The 15951-nt window shown below is 69.0% G+C and carries 18 protein-coding genes and 1 pseudogene; 3 read left to right on the top strand and 16 right to left on the bottom strand.

Annotation, left to right across the window (positions count from 1 at the left end; translation table 11 throughout):
- Positions 1 to 294, bottom strand: a pseudogene (locus tag H7I57_RS03645) (hypothetical protein); the annotation flags it as partial.
- Between the two features lie 395 nt (positions 295 to 689).
- Between H7I57_RS03645 and H7I57_RS03650 the strand changes: the two are divergent.
- A complete protein-coding gene (locus tag H7I57_RS03650; RefSeq protein WP_264021943.1) occupies positions 690 to 980 on the top strand; it encodes a WhiB family transcriptional regulator in 291 nt (96 codons plus the stop codon).
- Positions 981 to 1002: 22 nt separating this feature from the next.
- Here H7I57_RS03650 and mddA read toward each other — a convergent pair whose 3' ends face one another.
- From mddA to H7I57_RS03675, 5 genes are all read right to left on the bottom strand, one after another.
- Entirely contained in the window at positions 1003 to 1767 is a 765-nt protein-coding gene (mddA, locus tag H7I57_RS03655; protein WP_264021944.1) for a methanethiol S-methyltransferase, read from the bottom strand.
- Between the two features lie 52 nt (positions 1768 to 1819).
- Entirely contained in the window at positions 1820 to 3370 is a 1551-nt protein-coding gene (locus tag H7I57_RS03660; RefSeq protein ID WP_264021945.1) for an HD domain-containing phosphohydrolase, read from the bottom strand.
- A gap of 17 nt (positions 3371 to 3387) precedes the next feature.
- Positions 3388 to 4152, bottom strand: coding sequence for a hypothetical protein (locus H7I57_RS03665; RefSeq protein ID WP_264021946.1), 765 nt, complete (start codon positions 4150 to 4152; stop codon positions 3388 to 3390).
- 131 nt (positions 4153 to 4283) lie between these two features.
- Complete coding sequence (locus H7I57_RS03670) at positions 4284 to 4448, bottom strand: hypothetical protein (protein ID WP_264021947.1); 165 nt, start codon at positions 4446 to 4448, stop codon at positions 4284 to 4286.
- Positions 4449 to 4642: 194 nt separating this feature from the next.
- Complete coding sequence (locus H7I57_RS03675; RefSeq protein ID WP_372510115.1) at positions 4643 to 5572, bottom strand: DUF4349 domain-containing protein; 930 nt, start codon at positions 5570 to 5572, stop codon at positions 4643 to 4645.
- 114 nt (positions 5573 to 5686) lie between these two features.
- Here H7I57_RS03675 and H7I57_RS03680 point away from each other — a divergent pair, with 114 nt between their 5' ends.
- The gene (locus H7I57_RS03680) at positions 5687 to 6352 is read left to right on the top strand and encodes a class I SAM-dependent methyltransferase (RefSeq protein ID WP_264021948.1); all 666 of its coding nucleotides are present in this window, start codon (positions 5687 to 5689) and stop codon (positions 6350 to 6352) included.
- 39 nt (positions 6353 to 6391) lie between these two features.
- On the opposite strand, the gene H7I57_RS03685 is transcribed toward H7I57_RS03680, so the two are convergent.
- The 3 genes from H7I57_RS03685 to groES all read right to left on the bottom strand — a co-directional run bounded on the left by H7I57_RS03685 (position 6392) and on the right by groES (position 8905).
- Positions 6392 to 6760, bottom strand: a complete 369-nt coding sequence (locus H7I57_RS03685) for an Rv1352/Rv1906c domain-containing protein (protein WP_264021949.1) — start codon at positions 6758 to 6760, stop codon at positions 6392 to 6394.
- 119 nt (positions 6761 to 6879) lie between these two features.
- Positions 6880 to 8514 carry a chaperonin GroEL gene (gene groL / locus H7I57_RS03690; RefSeq protein ID WP_264021950.1) on the bottom strand — a complete coding sequence of 545 codons (1635 nt, stop codon included), beginning with the start codon at positions 8512 to 8514 and terminating at the stop codon, positions 6880 to 6882.
- A gap of 88 nt (positions 8515 to 8602) precedes the next feature.
- The gene (gene groES, locus H7I57_RS03695; RefSeq protein WP_048630140.1) at positions 8603 to 8905 is read right to left on the bottom strand and encodes a co-chaperone GroES; all 303 of its coding nucleotides are present in this window, start codon (positions 8903 to 8905) and stop codon (positions 8603 to 8605) included.
- A gap of 194 nt (positions 8906 to 9099) precedes the next feature.
- On the opposite strand from groES, the gene H7I57_RS03700 reads away from it, so the two are divergent.
- On the top strand, positions 9100 to 10710 hold the full coding sequence (locus H7I57_RS03700) for an HNH endonuclease signature motif containing protein (RefSeq protein ID WP_264021953.1): 1611 nt from the start codon (positions 9100 to 9102) through the stop codon (positions 10708 to 10710).
- On the opposite strand, the gene H7I57_RS03705 is transcribed toward H7I57_RS03700, so the two are convergent.
- The 7 genes from H7I57_RS03705 to alr are packed head-to-tail and all read right to left on the bottom strand — an operon-like array spanning position 10707 to position 15922.
- Positions 10707 to 11153: a nuclear transport factor 2 family protein gene (locus tag H7I57_RS03705; protein ID WP_264021954.1), complete on the bottom strand. Its 447-nt coding sequence runs from the start codon at positions 11151 to 11153 to the stop codon at positions 10707 to 10709. The two genes, H7I57_RS03700 and H7I57_RS03705, sit on opposite strands and share 4 nt — an antisense overlap.
- Entirely contained in the window at positions 11150 to 12172 is a 1023-nt protein-coding gene (tsaD, locus tag H7I57_RS03710; protein ID WP_264021955.1) for a tRNA (adenosine(37)-N6)-threonylcarbamoyltransferase complex transferase subunit TsaD, read from the bottom strand. The genes H7I57_RS03705 and tsaD overlap by 4 nt, the downstream gene beginning before the upstream one ends.
- Positions 12169 to 12621: a ribosomal protein S18-alanine N-acetyltransferase gene (gene rimI / locus H7I57_RS03715; RefSeq protein WP_264021956.1), complete on the bottom strand. Its 453-nt coding sequence runs from the start codon at positions 12619 to 12621 to the stop codon at positions 12169 to 12171. The genes tsaD and rimI overlap by 4 nt, the downstream gene beginning before the upstream one ends.
- Positions 12618 to 13247 (bottom strand): tRNA (adenosine(37)-N6)-threonylcarbamoyltransferase complex dimerization subunit type 1 TsaB, encoded by a 630-nt coding sequence (gene tsaB / locus H7I57_RS03720; RefSeq protein WP_264021957.1) that lies wholly within the window; start codon positions 13245 to 13247, stop codon positions 12618 to 12620. Before tsaB ends, rimI begins: the two co-directional genes overlap by 4 nt.
- Positions 13244 to 13708, bottom strand: coding sequence for a tRNA (adenosine(37)-N6)-threonylcarbamoyltransferase complex ATPase subunit type 1 TsaE (gene tsaE / locus H7I57_RS03725; RefSeq protein ID WP_264021958.1), 465 nt, complete (start codon positions 13706 to 13708; stop codon positions 13244 to 13246). The genes tsaB and tsaE overlap by 4 nt, the downstream gene beginning before the upstream one ends.
- On the bottom strand, positions 13701 to 14789 hold the full coding sequence (locus H7I57_RS03730) for an alpha/beta fold hydrolase (protein WP_264021959.1): 1089 nt from the start codon (positions 14787 to 14789) through the stop codon (positions 13701 to 13703). The genes tsaE and H7I57_RS03730 overlap by 8 nt, the downstream gene beginning before the upstream one ends.
- On the bottom strand, positions 14786 to 15922 hold the full coding sequence (gene alr, locus H7I57_RS03735; RefSeq protein ID WP_264022104.1) for an alanine racemase: 1137 nt from the start codon (positions 15920 to 15922) through the stop codon (positions 14786 to 14788). Before alr ends, H7I57_RS03730 begins: the two co-directional genes overlap by 4 nt.
- Between the last annotated feature and the right edge of the window lie 29 nt (positions 15923 to 15951).

Raw genomic sequence — 15951 nt, forward strand, 5'->3', positions numbered from 1 at the left:
CGCGTCGGCAGCCGGCGTCGCGGCGCCGTCGGCGACCAGCAGCGCGCGCCCGTCGAGCGACCGGGCGCGGTCGTGCCACCCGAGTTGCCGCAGAAACGACGCCCTGGTGCTCAGCGCCAGCGAGGCGAGCGGGCCGTGTGCCTCAAGCCGGTGGAGCCGGTCCAGGTCGGCCAGCGCGCTGTTGTAGCGGCCCTGCCCGCCCGCGGCGACCGCGCGCAACCACAGCTGCTCTGGTGTCATGGCAGGCGGCAGGGGCCATTGCCCCGGGTTGCCGCCGAACGCCGCGTCATCCATACCGGATCGGCACGTTATCAATTCCAAAATCGTTTAATCCCGCGTCAGTTAACAATTTGTGGTGGGGATGTTAATTCCATGTCAACCGCCTCGTGAGCGCCGGTGAATGCTCGAACGACACAGCGTGAACTGAACAGCCAAAACACCGGTTGGCATCTCGGGCCGTCCGCACCTGCTAGCACCGATCTCGTTGCCCGCGGGTCGCATCGATGAACGGGATGTAAATTTTCTGCCTGCGGATATGCGGTTGAGCACAACGCCAGCCTATTGACGGCAATTCGGTAGCCCTTCTACGTTGTGTGCACGAGTGGTCATCGGCGACTGTGCTCGGATCAGTTCCACGACTCACGCATCCGGCGCGTTAGCGAAATGGATGTGCAGAGAGGGGTTTTCCAATGCCACAGCCGCAACAGTTGCCCGGGCCGAACGCCGATATCTGGGATTGGCAGATGGCGGGCCTTTGCCGAGGTGTCGATTCCTCGATGTTTTTCCACCCCGACGGCGAGCGCGGTCGCGCCCGCGCTCAGCGTGAGATGCGCGCCAAGGAGATGTGCCGCCGTTGCCCGGTGATCACCCAGTGCCGCTCCCATGCGCTGGCCGTCGGCGAGCCCTACGGAATCTGGGGCGGCCTGAGTGAATCCGAGCGCGAGCTGCTCCTCAAGCGGGGGATTCGCCGCACCGCCTGAACCCGCCGCACCGCCTGAAACCTCAGCCGTGCCGCACCGGATGCGGGATCAGCATCGGGACGTCGCGGCGGTACTGGCAGTACTGCTCCCCCAGGCTTGCGGTCAGGTCGCGTTCCTCGAGCCGCAGGGCCACCAGGATGTAGCCCGTGGTCGCGACGGCGAACAGCAGATGCCCGGCGGTCATGGTCGGGGCTGCCCAGAAGGCGATCAGGAATCCGAGCATCAACGGGTGACGGACCAGGCGGTACAACAGCGTCGTCTTGAAGCCCGTACGGCCGTTGCCGGTGCCCCGCCAGGCGTCGAGGACCTGTCGCAGACCGAACAGCTCGAAGTGGTTGATCATGAACGTCGTCGCCAGCACCATGACCCAGCCTCCGACGGCCAGCGCCCACACCAGCAGCCGGATCGCCGGCTCACCGATGTGCCAGACCGTCCCCTCGATCGTGCGCCACTGCCAACACAGCAGACCCAACAGCAGGCTGGCAGCCAATACATAGGTGCTGCGCTCGATCGACGCCGGAATGATGCGTGTCCAACACCGCTTGAAGGCGGGGCGGGCCATGACGCTGTGCTGAATGGCGAACGCCGACAACAGCGCGACGTTGACACCGAAAGCCTCAAGCGGTGGCGCGGCGATGCCGCGGTCCACCGTGCGGGGCACGCCGAGTCCCATCACGAACGCGATGGCATATGCGAACGACGCGAGGAACACGAGGTAGCAGAGACCGCCGTAACCGACCGCCAGTATGCGGCCGGTTGATGTGTTGCGGACAGATGAAGTGGTCATATCGCGATGGTCACCCGATCGGCGGCGCCGCGAATGGGTCGTCTGCCTCAATTCAGCGCTGCGGCACCAGTCCGTTGCGCAGCGCGTACATGCTGGCGCCGATCCGGTTGGACGCGCCGATCTTGGCGTAGGTGCGCTCCACGTGGTTGCGGGCCGTCTTCTCGCTGATCACCAGCGCCGCGGCGATCTCCTTGTTGGACGCCCCCGTGGCGACCAGGCACAGCACCTCGACCTCGCGGGGAGTCAGCCGGTCGGGCCGGGGATGGTGGCGGTGCTCCCCGTGCCCGGCGGCGCACAACACCGCGTCGACGGCCGCCGAGTCGAGTTCGCCGGCACGCACCCTCGTCTTGAGCCTGCGTTCGGCGTCGCCGGTCGTCAGCGCCGGCCGGTAGGGACGCGGTTCCAGCGCCGCCTGGTAGCTCACCGCCGCGGCGAGGATGCGGTCGGGCAGCCCCAGCGCCGGGCCTGCGAGGCTGCGCGGGTACCCGGTGCCGTTCACACACTCGTGGTGGTTGCCGGCCACCGTCGCGACGTCCTGCAATCCGCTGACCTGGCTGAGAATGCGCACCGTCAGATAGGGATGCAGCCGAACCCGTTCGAACTCCCCCGCGGTCAACGCCGCGGGCTTGGACCACACCTGGTTGGAGACCCCGATCCGCCCGAGGTCGTGGACGTAGCCGGCGCGGCGGACGAGGGAGACCCCGGATTCGTCGAGTCCCGCGATTGTTGCCGCGCCGGCCGCAAGGTCGGCGACGGCACGCGAATGTCCCAGTGTGAACGGGCATTTCAGATCGACGAAGTCGCCGAGCGCCTGCAGGAGCGCATCCAGTTCGCGACCGTCGACGCGGTCGGCGCGATCGGGCGCCTCCCGCAACGCGGCATGCCAACTGTCGCCGGCGGCCGGACCGGCGAGGATCTTGTCGGCGTCGGCGACGAACACCTCCGCGACGTCCGGGTCGAACTGGCCACCGCTGCGGGCCCGCACCATCGCGACGGCGCCGTGGACGCCGAGATTGCGGTGGTGCACCTCGACCATGTCGGACAGTTGGGCCACCCGGATCGCGATCGGCAGGCTGTCGCCACGCGCTCCGGTGGGCAGTCCCCCGCCGTCGAATCGCTCGAAGGTGAAGCCGAGGGCGTGCTGGACGTCGGGGCTCAGGCCCATCCGCTCGGCGAGCAGCGCCGCGGACGTGCAGTGGCTGTGGATCAACCGGGACAGCTGGCCGCGGGCATTGACCAACAGTGCGGCCAGCACCATCATCCGGCGCGAAAGTGGTTCGCCCCGAGCAACATTGGACAGGATGAAGCGGTAGTACGGCAGCCCGGACCAGTCGACGGAGTAGGAGTCGTGCCGGACGGCGATGTCGTCGCCGAACCATCGGGCGTACTCGTGGGAGTCGGCGTGGCAGCCGATCCACATGATCAGGGCCGTGTAGTAGACGCAATCGCGTTGCGCGCGGTCCAAACCGAGCCGGTCGGCGATCCTGGTTCCGATCAGCGCCGAACGCAGCATGTGTTCGGCGGGCTGACCCAAGCCGAGGTCGACGGCCACCGAAAGCGCCGCCAGCAGTTCGGCCCTCGTCGGGCCGGTCCCCGGGTCCATCGCCTTGATTGTGCTCCTCAGAGCGGCGGTGGACATGCCAAGTCGGCCGCACTTCGGTGCCTGGTGGGGTCGAATGCGTCGAATCGGCCCTGTCCGACCACCGCGAGGCCGCGTTGGGGGGCCCGGAAGTCGCCGAGGCGCGCCTGGTCCGGAAGGGGCGCGATCGCGCCGAGGTCGCGACCGTGCAGCACCGCCCGCGAGGAACGCACCGCCCACATCCGCCGGGGCGCGATCCGGAAGTTCTGCCCGTTGGGCATCGTGCCCGCAAGCCGCACCTGCCCGGCACCCAGCATCGCGCCGGCGCACCGGCCGATCGCCCCGAGTGCGCCCGGGCTCGTCCACACCCCGTCGGGCAGCCGTGAGCCGATCCTCGTCAGCAGCCGGGTCGCCGCCGTGTCGTGCAGCCCGATCGTCCAGCGCAGCACGTCGGGGATGTCGACGACGAGCGTGTAGTCGCCGGTCCAGGTGACGTCGACCGGACAGACGACGGCGTCGTTGGCGGTGACCGAACTGAAGTAGCGGGCGCAGCTGTGTTCCGCGGGCGTGGTGGCGTAGAACGTCCACGCGCCGTCGGGGTCGCGGTGCCACACCGACCGGTAGCCGGGCACCGAGCCCGGCAGGAACGACGCGGCCGGGAAATCGCGCAGGGCGAGATAATGCCCACTGGCAAAAGGCAATCCCATCACGCCGAACCCGGTGACGGTCTCGTCGGGTCCGGTGGGCAGGGTCGGTGTCCGTGCCACCTCGGCGGCGGCGATGCGGGGGTTCTGAATCGTGGTCATGGCCCAACAGTGCGGGGCGGGCACCCGGGTCGGCATGGGGCGGTTGCCTCAAATGGAGCGCTGGTCGGTAGCGATGTGCACCTCCGAGGTCAGGGTCTGATGAACAGGGCAACGTCTGGCGATCTTGTCTCCTATGTCGCGCCGGCAGCCAGCCATTGGTCAAAGGTGGTCGGGGCGATGCGGGCGTTCTCGCCGGGCAGCAGGACATTGCCGGCCATCGACACATCAAGAGGACCCGACCAGGTGGGAACCAGTTGCACCTTGCGACCCAGGACGTCGTTGGTGCGCCGGGCCATGTCGACCAGGTCTTGCGTCTCGGGGCCGGCGACGTCGACGTAGCGGCCCTGCGGTTCCCCGGCGGCAACCTCGGCGAATATCTGAGCTATGTCGTCCGGTGCGATCGGCTGAATGAGCAGCGGAGCGATGGTGGCGACCCCCGGCGGGCCAAATGCCAGAAATTCAGGTCCTCAATACGAGAACACCCCGGCCATCAGGAGACGGGTTTGCCGTCGTCCTCAGCCTCGGCCGGCCTCGTGACAATTGCCGCCGCGTCAACGCGTGGCTCCGGCCGGCGGGTAAGCAGGAGCCGGATGATGCCGTAGCCGATGCCGGCGGCGACGGCCAGCACGCCCAACCAGGGAAGCATCAGGCCGAAGATCAGCACCAGGGTGCCCGCCACGGATACCAGTGCGTCCCAACCTCGTTCGACCTGCCCCAGGAAACCCCGGTACTCGGTGGGCGCCGGTCCGCCGATCGCCTCGGCGGTGAAGGTGACATCGACAGTGCTGTAGTCGATGCGGTCGCCGAGCGCCTCGCGTTGCGCCCGCAGGCTGTCGAGCTCCGCCTGACGCTCCGACAGCGCATCCTCGGCCTTGATCAGCGCGTCGGGATCCCTGGCGTCGCGCATGATGGCCAGCAGCCGGTCCACCGAGGTCTGCAGTGCCTTGATCCGGGCGTCGAGGTCGACACGCTGCGCGGTGACGTCCTCGGTGGCGATCTCGGCGTGTTCGACGGCGCCCAGTGCCTTGAGCTCCCGCATCGCCTCGTCCAGCTTGGCGGCGGGGACCCTCAGGACCACCGATGTGCGCGCTCTCCCGGTGTCCGATCCCGCGTCCTCGGATCGACTGTCGACCCGGCCGTCGGCGTTCTCGACGATGACGGCGGCCTTGTCCGCGGCCTCGGCGGGGTTGGACACCACGATGCTCATCGACGCCGTCTTGACCACGTCGCGCTTGTCGGCAGGCGGCTGCTGCGGCATGTCCTGCGGCAGGGGCGCTCCGGCGACCTCCTCCGTGCCGCCGGGGGCTTGCGCGGGACGCTCAAATGTCCCCGCACAGGCCGTGAGGACGCTGAGTGCCGCGACGCCGGCGACCGCCAGCGCCGCGAGGCGGCGACCCGATCTGCCCAAGAGCTGGTTCATGGGTGAAATCTAGCTCGCGTCGCGGTGCCGGGGCTGCATCATGGCGAGCATGCCACTCTGGTGCAGTGCGCTCTGCGCGCCAGGCCCGAAACCAACCCGAGGAGTTGACTCACCGTGACCTCGACCGACAACCGGACCGCCCGATGGCAACGTTATTGGGACAAGCACTCCGGCTCCTACGACCGGCAGATGGGGTTTTTCGACCGGCATGTGTTCGGCGATTCCCGCCAATGGGCGTGCGGGCAGGCGACCGGTGAGGTGCTGGAGGTCGCCGTCGGGACCGGGCTCAACCTGGAGGCCTATCCGGCGGGGATCACGCTGACCGGCATCGATTGGAGCGATGCCATGCTCGACGGCGCCCGCCGGCGCGCCGCCGAACTCGGCCGTACGGCGACCCTGCAGCAGGCCGACGCCCATGCGCTGCCGTTCGCCGACGCCTCCTTCGACACCGTCGTCTGCACCTTCGGGCTCTGCGCGATCCCGGACCACGTCAAGGCCATCAAGGAGATGACGCGGGTGCTGCGCCCCGGAGGGAAGCTCATCCTCGTCGACCACGTCGCGAGCACCTCGCGGATCGCCCGCGGTGTGCAGCGGTTCCTGGAAACCTTCACCGTGCCGCTGGGCGGTGAGCACTTCCTGCGCAGGCCGTCTGTCCAGGTACGCGCCGCAGGCATGGACGTCGAACAGATCCAGCGGTTCAAGGTGGGACTTGTCGAACGCCTCGTCGCGCGCAAGCCCGCCGACGGCAACGCACGTGAGCGGAACTCCGGAGAACACTGACCGTGGTAGCGGATTGCAGCAGAGTTCGTCGCCGAGCGCTCAGGTGACCCGGGTCCAGGGCTGACAGTTCCGCGACTCGAAGGCCATCACCGAGGAGTTGATGTTGGCGTACATCGGACCGATCGACATATTCGTGGCGACCACATGGTCCTTGTTCGCATCTGGCGTGCTGTAGGTGAACCACACGCACATCGAGTCCTGTGTCGGCACATCGTTGATCCAGACCCCGAAGACCGACGCCGTCCCGCCCGTGTTGTAAAGACCCGGCACGATGTCGGGCCCGACCAGAAAGAAACCGTTCCCCGGTATCGGGTTCATCGGGTCGGCAGCGGCCGGTGACACGAACGCCATCGCGGCCACACAGGCAACAAGGCCGGCCGCTGAGTGACGCAGTCGCGTTAGGGGCATACTTCCTCGTCATCCAGTTGCCCGATTCCATTGGCAGCGTATGCCCTCGGTCAGGCCTCCACGCAGTAAACGAAGCACCCCCGCCGTGTGGACCGGGGGTGCTTCGTTACCGCGTTGAACTAGTGCGAGTGACCGTGGCCGTGCGAGTGACCGTGGCCGTGGCCGTCGTCCTCGGCCTCGGCCGGCTTCTCGACCACCGCGGTCTCGGTGGTCAGGATCATCCGCGCCACCGACGCCGCGTTCACGATGGCCGAGCGGGTGACCTTCACGGGGTCGATCACGCCGTCGGCGAGGAGATCACCGTATTCCAGCGTGGCGGCGTTGAAGCCGTGCCCGGCGGGCAGTTCGGCGACCTTGCTCACCACGACCGAACCGTCGAGCCCGGCATTGGTGGCGATCCAGTACAGCGGCGCCGACAACGCCGAGGAGAACACGTCGACACCGAGTGCCTCGTCACCGGACAGCGACTCGCGCAGCTTCGCCAGGCCGGCACGGGCCTGCACCAGCGCGGCACCGCCGCCGACGACGATGCCCTCCTCGACGGCAGCCTTCGCCGCGGAGACGGCGTCCTCGACGGCCTCCTTGCGCTTCTTCAGGTCCGTCTCGGTGGCTGCGCCGACCTTGATGACGGCGACGCCGCCGGCCAGCTTGGCCAGCCGCTCCTCGAGCTTCTCGCGGTCCCAGTCCGAATCGCTCGCCTCGATCTCGGCGCGCAGCTGAGCGGCACGCCCGTCGATGGCCTCCTTCGATCCGCCACCGTCGACGATCGTTGTGCTGTCCTTGTCGACCACGACGCGGCGGGCGGTGCCCAGCACGTCCAGGCCGACCTCACGCAGCATCAGGCCCACGTCGGGGTTGACGACCTGACCGCCGGTGACGACCGCGAGATCGTCGAGGAACGCCTTGCGGCGGTCACCGAAGAACGGCGCCTTGACCGCAACGGCCTTCAGCGTCTTGCGGATCGCGTTGACGACGAGCGTCGACAGCGCCTCACCCTCGACGTCCTCGGCGACGATGAGCAGCGGCTTGCCGCTCTCGGCGACCTTCTCCAGCAGCGGCAGCAAATCGGGCAGCGAGCTGATCTTCTCGCGGTGCAGCAACACCAGAGCATCCTCGAGCACGGCCTGCTGAGCGTCGAAGTCGGTGACGAAGTACGCCGAGATGTAGCCCTTGTCGAACCCGACGCCGTCGGTGATCTCCAGCTCGGTCAGCAGCGTCGAGGACTCCTCGACGGAGACGACCCCGTCGTGGCCGACCTTGGTCATCGCCTCGCCGACCAGCTCGCCGACCTCTTCGTCGCGGGACGACACGGTGGCCACCTGGGCGATCGACTTCTTGTCGGTCACGGGCGTGGCCCCGGCCAGCAACGCCTCGGAGACCGCGTCGGCGGCCTTCGAGATGCCCGCCCCGAGGGCGATCGGGTTGGCGCCGGCCGCCACGTTGCGCAGGCCGGCCTTGATGATGGCCTGCGCCAGCACGGTGGCCGTGGTGGTGCCGTCACCGGCGACGTCGTTGGTCTTGGTGGCCACCGACTTCACCAGCTGAGCGCCGAGGTTCTCGAACGGGTCCTCGAGGTCGATCTCGCGGGCGATGGTCACGCCGTCGTTGGTGACGGTCGGACCACCCCACGCCTTGGCGAGCACCACGTGGCGGCCGCGCGGGCCCAGCGTCACCTTGACCGCGTCCGCGAGCTTGTCGACGCCGGCCTCCATGGCGCGACGCGCGGTTTCGTTGAATTCAATCTGCTTGCTCATAGATTTCTTTCCCTAAAGACGGGTATGACGCGCGCCGCCCCGGACATCACCCGTATGCGGGAACGTCCGGGGCGGAACACGATATTGCTTACTTGGAGACGACAGCCAGCACGTCACGGGCCGACAGGATCAGGTACTCCTCGTTGTTGTACTTGATCTCGGTGCCGCCGTACTTGCTGTAGATCACCACGTCGCCCTCAGACACGTCCAGGGGAATCCGCTTCTCGCCATCCTCATCCCAGCGGCCGGGGCCTACTGCGACGACGGTGCCTTCTTGCGGCTTCTCCTTGGCGGTGTCGGGGATGACCAGACCGGATGCTGTCGTGGTCTCGGCCTCGTTGGCCTGTACGAGGATCTTGTCCTCGAGTGGCTTGATGTTCACGCTCGCCACGATGGAGCCCCTTCACTGATGTTGGTGTATGTACTCGGCGGCCGGTGACCGCCCCACGCGCCGTCGTCGCGGGTGCCGACACAGGGTTTGGACCGACTGCCACCTAGCACTCTATACACGCGAGTGCTAGCACTCAAGGCTGGGTTGCGCTGAGGCGATCGGACGTGTCGGTGGACGCGCGTAGTATCGAACACATGTTCGATGGGTCGCTTCCGGAATCGGGCTCGCTGGCCGAGGTCGGCGATGCCGCCCTGGTCGGCGCGATCACCGGCTGGGCGCGGGCTTCGGCGGCCGCCGAAGCGCGCAAGCTGGCAGCGATCGCCGAGCTGGAGCGCCGCCGCTGCACCGACGCGCTGCACCCGGGGTGGGCGTGTGACGACCGGGATGCCGCCGCGGCCGAGGTGTCCTGCGCGCTGACGGTCGGCCACGGCCGCGCGCTCGGGCAGATCGATCTCGCCGTGACACTGCGTGACCGGCTGCCGAAGGTGGGGCGACGGTTCCTGGCCGGCGAGATCCCGATCGGGATGGTGAACACCATCGGGTGGCGCACCGCCCTGGTCCTCGACGGGCATGCCCTGGCCCAGCTGGACACCGAGATCGCCGACCGCGCCCACGAGTGGGGTCCGCTCTCGCAAAACAAGCTGGAAAAGGCGATCGACTTCTGGGTCCAACGCTACGACCCGGATGCCGTCCGCCGTGTCCGAACCTCGGTGCGGGCACGCGATTTCGTCGTCGGGAAACGTGACGACACCACGGGCACCACGACGGTGTACGGCAGGCTGACCAACACCGACGGGGCGCTGCTCGAGCGGCGCATCACCGTCATGCTCGCCACGGTGTGCGACGACGATCCCCGCACCCTTGGCCAACGACGCTCCGATGCGATCGGCGCGATAGCGCTTCAGGCCACGCACCTGGCGTGTCAATGTGACAACGCTTCGTGTGCCGGGAAAGCCGACGACGGTCGGGGCGGCAGCGTGGTCGTCCACGTCATCGCCGACAAGGAGTGTCTGGACGAAAGCCTGGATCGCGAGCTCCACGGCGAGGGCGCCGACGCGCCGCCCGCTCCCGTCGAACAGGCCGAACAGGCCGAGCGCACCGAGACGCCGCGGCGGCGCAGCGTCGCGCTGATTCCCGGCGCCAAGGGGGCGATCGTCCCCGCACCACTGCTGGCCGAACTGATCGCCAGAGGTGCGAAGGTCCGGTTCGTCGGTGCCCCCACCCAAAGCGAGGACCGCTACCGGCCCTCCACCGCATTGCAGGAGTTCGTCCGCACCCGGGACCTGACCTGCCGATTCCCCGGGTGTGATCGCCCCGCGGTGCACGCCGACATCGACCACACCCAGCCGTGGCCCGCCGGCGCCACCCACCCCGGCAACCTCAAGTGCTACTGCCGCCTGCATCATTTGGTGAAGACGTTCTGGGACGGCTTCACCGACCGGCAGCACCCCGACGGCTCCGTCGTCATCACCACTCCCAGTGGTCTGTCGTACACGACGAAACCGTTGAGCGGCTTGCTGTTCCCACAATGGAACACCGCCACCCCACCACCACCCGCCGGACGGGACGCAGCACCGACCGGCCCCGGCCGGCAGCTGATGATGCCCACCCGCCGACGCACCCGCGCGCAGACCCGCGCCGCCCGCATCACCGCGGAGCGGCGCCTCAACGCCGCAGAGCGTGCCCTCGACGCAGGGTCAACCGCGGCGGTACGGACCCGAGACCAGGGCCGCATGAACGCCCCCTACGAATTTCCCTCTGCCGATTACGTCCCCGACTACGGCGACGATCCCCCGCCGTTCTAGCTGAGTTGACTCGGATCGATCACCAGGTGATCCGAGACGTCACCGAGCATCTCGATGTCCACCCGGCGCTCGGTGAAGTACCAGCCGTGGTCGTCACGGGCGAACGAGTCCTGATAGCGCCCAACAACGATGGGCTGCAGCGAGATCGCCTCGGTGTGCTGCACCACGCAGAACGTCGAACGCGCGGCTGCGGTGTCCCCGCTGATCTCCACGATCGGATTGAGCACGAGATGACGGGTGCGTGGGGTGTTGCCGTGCTCGGGGAATCGGCGGGTGGTGGTCGCGAACAGCTTGGAGATCCGCGCTGCACCCGAAACACCCATGAAGCTGCCGCGGCCGAGCAGGTCCCCGACCCCGTCGAAGTCGCCTGCATCGACGAATTCCGCGTAGCGGTACAGCAGTTCGGTGATCTCCAGCTTGTCGGCGATACCGTTGCCAGTCACGCGACCTGCCCCTGCACCACCGGCAGACCCGGGTCGCTGGCCACATCGAGCGGCGACGCCTCCGCGCCGGCGGCGATCAGGTGCGCCGCGAACGAAGCGATCATCGCGCCGTTGTCGGTACACAGCCGCGGCCGAGGGATCCGCAACGTCAAACCCGCTGCGGCACAACGCTGCGCCGCCAGTTCCCGCAGCCGCGAGTTCGCGGCGACGCCGCCGGCGATCAGAAGCGTCGAGACCCCGAGTTGCTCGGCCGCGCGCACCGCCTTGGCGGTCAGCACGTCGGCGACGGCCTCCTGGAATCCCGCCGCCACGTCGGCCTGCGACGCCTCGGGGTGCCGCTCCACGTAGCGGGCCACCGCGGTCTTGAGCCCCGAGAAACTGAACGAGTAGGCCGCGTCCCATGGTCCGGTCATGCCGCGCGGGAAGACGATGGCGTCGGGATCACCGGTGCGCGCCAGCTCGTCGAGCACCCTGCCGCCCGGATAGCCCAGCCCCAGCAGCCGGGCGACCTTGTCGTACGCCTCCCCCGCCGCATCGTCGACGGTGGAGCCCAGCTCGACGATCGGCTCCCCCAGCGAGCGCACGTGCAGCAGGTTGGTGTGCCCGCCGGACACCAGCAGGCCGACGCTCTCCGGCAGTGGGCCGTGGTCGAACACGTCAGCGGCCAGGTGACCGCCGAGATGGTTGACGGCGTAGAACGGCACCTGCCACGCCGCCGAATACGCCTTGGCCGCAGCCACTCCCACCAACAGTGCCCCGGCCAGTCCGGGGCCGATGGTGGCCGCGACGACGTCGGGCCTGGTGACGCCCGCGGTCTGCAGCGCGCGGCGCATCGTCGGGCCCAGCGCCTCGAGGTGCGCGCGGGACGCGATCTCGGGAACCACACCGCCGAAACGGGCGTGCTCGTCCACACTGGAGGCCACCTCGTCGGCGAGCAGCGTGACCGATCCGTCGTCCCCGAGGTCGGCGATGCCGACCCCGGTTTCGTCACACGAACTCTCGATGGCCAAGATGATCATCGCCGCTCCCGTTTCATCGTGTAGGCATCGGCGCCACTGACGCGGTAATAACGCTTACGCACCCCCACCCTGGTGAACCCTTCGCTCTCGTACAGTGCGATCGCCGCCTCGTTGTCGGTCCTCACCTCGAGGAAGATCGTTCCGCCGCCGGCGAACTCGAACAACCGGTGAAGCAACTGCCTGCCGATGCCCTGGCCCTGGTAGGCGGGGTCGACGCCGATGGTGTGGATCTCGTACTCGTAGGGCCGGATCCGGCCGAGCCGGGCGATGCCCGCGTAACCCACCAGCTTGTCGTCGACGCGCGCGGCCTCGTAGTGGTTGTGCTTGGCGGCGAGCTCGGCCAGGAATGCCTTCTCCGGCCACGGATCGTCGCCGTCGAACAACTGGGCTTCCAGCTCCGCGCACCGCGCCGCATCACCGGCCTTCAGCGGGCCGTAGCGCGCGGTCACCGCGGCGCCGCCTGCGGCTTGGCGTCGGGCCTGCGCAGGTACAGCGGCACCAGCGGATCGGGATCGGCATCCCAATCCGCCACCGCGCCAACGAGTCCCGCCGCACTGGGATAGACCGGCGCCAGCCGCGGCAGGTCGAACAGGGCGGCGTGCTCGGGCGAGCCCGCCACCGCATCGGCGCCGCCGGGTACGTCGGTCGCGGCGTTCACGGCGGGTCCGTCGATGCGGACGCCGTCGCGATAGCGCGCCCAGTACACCTCGCGCCGACGGGCGTCGGTGACCACGAGGACCTCCCCGGTGGTGCCGACCGCGATCGCGTCGAGACTGCACACCCCGTGCACCGGCACGCCGAGCGCATGGCCGTACGCGGCCGCCGTCGCCATGCCCACCCGGAGCCCGGTGAACGGGCCTGGGCCGCAACCCACCACGACGGCGTCGAGCCGGTCGACCGCGACCTCCGCGTCGCCGAGCGCGCCGACGATGTTGGGGGTGAGCTGTTCGGCGTGCGCGCGGGCGTCGACGGTGACCTGTTCGGCGAGCACCTCGGTGACCTCGCCGTCGAGCCGCACCACCCCCGCCGTGACCGCGGGTGTGGCGGTGTCGATCGCCAGCACCAGCCTGCTCACGGCCGGCTCCACTGCCAGATGGCGATGCGGGCGTCGGTGTCGGGGGCCCGCTCCAACCGGATGTCGAGGTGGCTGTCCGACAGCCGTTCGGCGACCCCCTCACCCCATTCGACGACCACCACGGCGTCATCGAGGTCGGTGTCAAGGTCCAGCGAATCCAGTTCGGCGAGCAGGTCGACCGAGGACTCGTCGAGCAACCGGTACAGGTCGACATGCACCATCGCGGGGGCTCCTTCGGTGCGTGCCGGATGCACACGGGCCAGCACGAACGTCGGCGACAGCACCGGCCCTTCGACGTCCATGGCCTGCGCAATCCCCTTGGCGAGCACGGTTTTCCCGGCTCCGAGCGGCCCCGACAGCACGACCACGTCGCCGGCGCGCAGCTCACGGCCCAGCCGGGCCCCCAGCGCGATGGTGTCCTCGGCGGTGAGCAACTCCGAGGTGCCCGAACACTCATCCATTCGTGCGCACCCGTTCCCGCACCCGGCGTGTCAGCGCGACGAGCTTCGACGGTGTCGCGCGTTCCACCAACCGCACCAGTGCGTCGTCGATGATCTCCGGATGCTCCATCTGGACCAGATGTCCTGCGCCGCAGACGATCACCAGCTCCGACTTGGCCAGTGCGTCCGCCATCTCCTGCGAGTATTCCTTCGGCGTCAGCAGGTCGCGGTCACCGCAGGCGACCAGCGTCGGGACCTTGTTCAGCGTCACCAGCCCCTCGGTCTCGTCGTGCACCTCGAGGGCGTGCAGGAACTCCACCAGCGTGGCGATCGGGGTGTCGTGCATCATCCGCTCGGAGAACGCCACCACGCTCGGGCTGACCTTCTCGTCGCCGAAGGACGCCGCGCGCAGGATCGGGCCGATCACCTTGCGTGCCGCGCCGCGGCCCCGGTGCACCAGCTTCGGCGCGTACCGCGCGGTGAACCGCACCGCCTCCAGCGCCGGGTTCTTCAGGATCTCCCCCAGCGGTGAACGCGAAACCCCTTCTGCGGCAGAGGCGATGAGTGCGGCGCCGACGATGCGGGTCGGGTAGCGCTGCGGGTACTGACGGGCGTGGGACAGCAGCGCCATGCCCCCCATCGAGTGCCCGACCAGCACGACGGGGCCGCGCTGCGCCATGACGGCGAGCACGCTCTCCAGATCCTGACCCAGTTGTTCGACGGTGTACGTGTCCGGCGACGCCTCCCCCGACTGGCCGTGGCCCCGCTGGTCGTAGAAGACCATCCGCACCTGGTCTCCCCACTGCTCGGAGAGCCGGGCGCGCTGGAAGTGGAACGATCCCATGCGCAGACAGAAGCCGTGGGCGAACACCACCGTCAGCGGCGCGTCCTCGGGTCCCACCTCGCGCACCGCCAGAGGGACGCCGTCGGGCGTGGTGACCACACAGCTGCGGTCGGCGTCGAGCAGCTCGAAATCCTCGTCGATGTGCGGGTCTTCGGTGGTGACGCGGCGGCGCAGCGACCGCGCCGCCGACACTCCCGCGGCCGTACCGACGGCGGACACCCCCGCCGCGCCCGCCAGCCATCCCGCGCGCCCGTTCACCGGGACCCACCCCCGCGGTAGCTCCTGCCGATCCGCCCCCGGGGGCTGGTGACGACCTCGTAGTTGATGGTGCCCAGCAGCTCCGCCCAATCCTGCGCGGTCGGCTCGCCGTCGGTGCCGGGGCCGAACAGGATCGCGTCGTCACCCTCGGTGACGTCGGTCGCGCCCGGACCGAGGTCGACCACGAACTGATCCATGCAGATGCGGCCGACGTTGCGATAGCGTCTGCCGTTGATCGCGACCTCGAAGCGATTGCTCAACGTCCGGAAGACGCCGTCGGCATAGCCGGCCGGGATCAGTGCCACCGTGGTGTCCCGCTCGGCGATCCAGGTGTGCCCGTACGACACGCCGTCGCCGGCCTTCAACGGGCGGACCATCACGACCGGGCACCGCACCGTCATCGCCGGGCGCAGCCCCATGTCGCCGCGTTCCGGGACGGGGCTCAGGCCGTACACCGCGATGCCGGGTCGCACCATGTCGAACGCCAGATCGGGGCGGGTCAGGGCGGCAGGCGAGTTGCTCAGGTGGACGACGTCGAAGCGCAGCCCGCGGTCCCGGGCCGTCGCCGCCATGTCGGACAGCCGCTGGGCCTGCACGCCGTTGAGCGGGTTCTCGGGGTCGTCGCCGTGCACCAGGTGCGACATGATCCCCCGCACCCGCACCGCGCCCTCCGCCTGGGCCCGGCACAGCGCGTCGAGCACCGCCGGGTAGTCGTGGGGCCCGACCCCGTTGCGGCTCAGGCCGGTGTCGGTCTTGATGGTGACCGTCGCCGTGGTGCCCGTGCGCCGGACGGCGTCGACGACGTCATCGACCTGACGTTGCGAGGACACCGCCACCTCGACGTCGGCGAGCAGTGCAGGCGCGAAATCGGTGTTCGGGACGTGTAGCCAGGCCAGCACCGGGGCGGTGATGCCGTCGCGGCGCAGCGCCAAGGCCTCGTCGACCGTCGCGACGCCGAGTCCGGCGGCGCCAGCGGCCAGGGCTGCGCGGGCCACCGGGGTGGCGCCGTGACCGTAACCGTCGGCCTTCACGACGGCCATCACCGCGGCCGAGCCCGCGTGTTCGCGCAGCGTAGCCACGTTGTGGGCGATCGCGTCCAGGTCGACGGATGCCGTGGGCAGGGCCGTCGGCATGTTCTGGGTCGTGTTCGCTCTGTTGATCA

The organism is Mycolicibacterium pyrenivorans, from assembly GCF_025821625.1.
Classification (GTDB): Bacteria; Actinomycetota; Actinomycetes; order Mycobacteriales; family Mycobacteriaceae; genus Mycobacterium; species Mycobacterium pyrenivorans.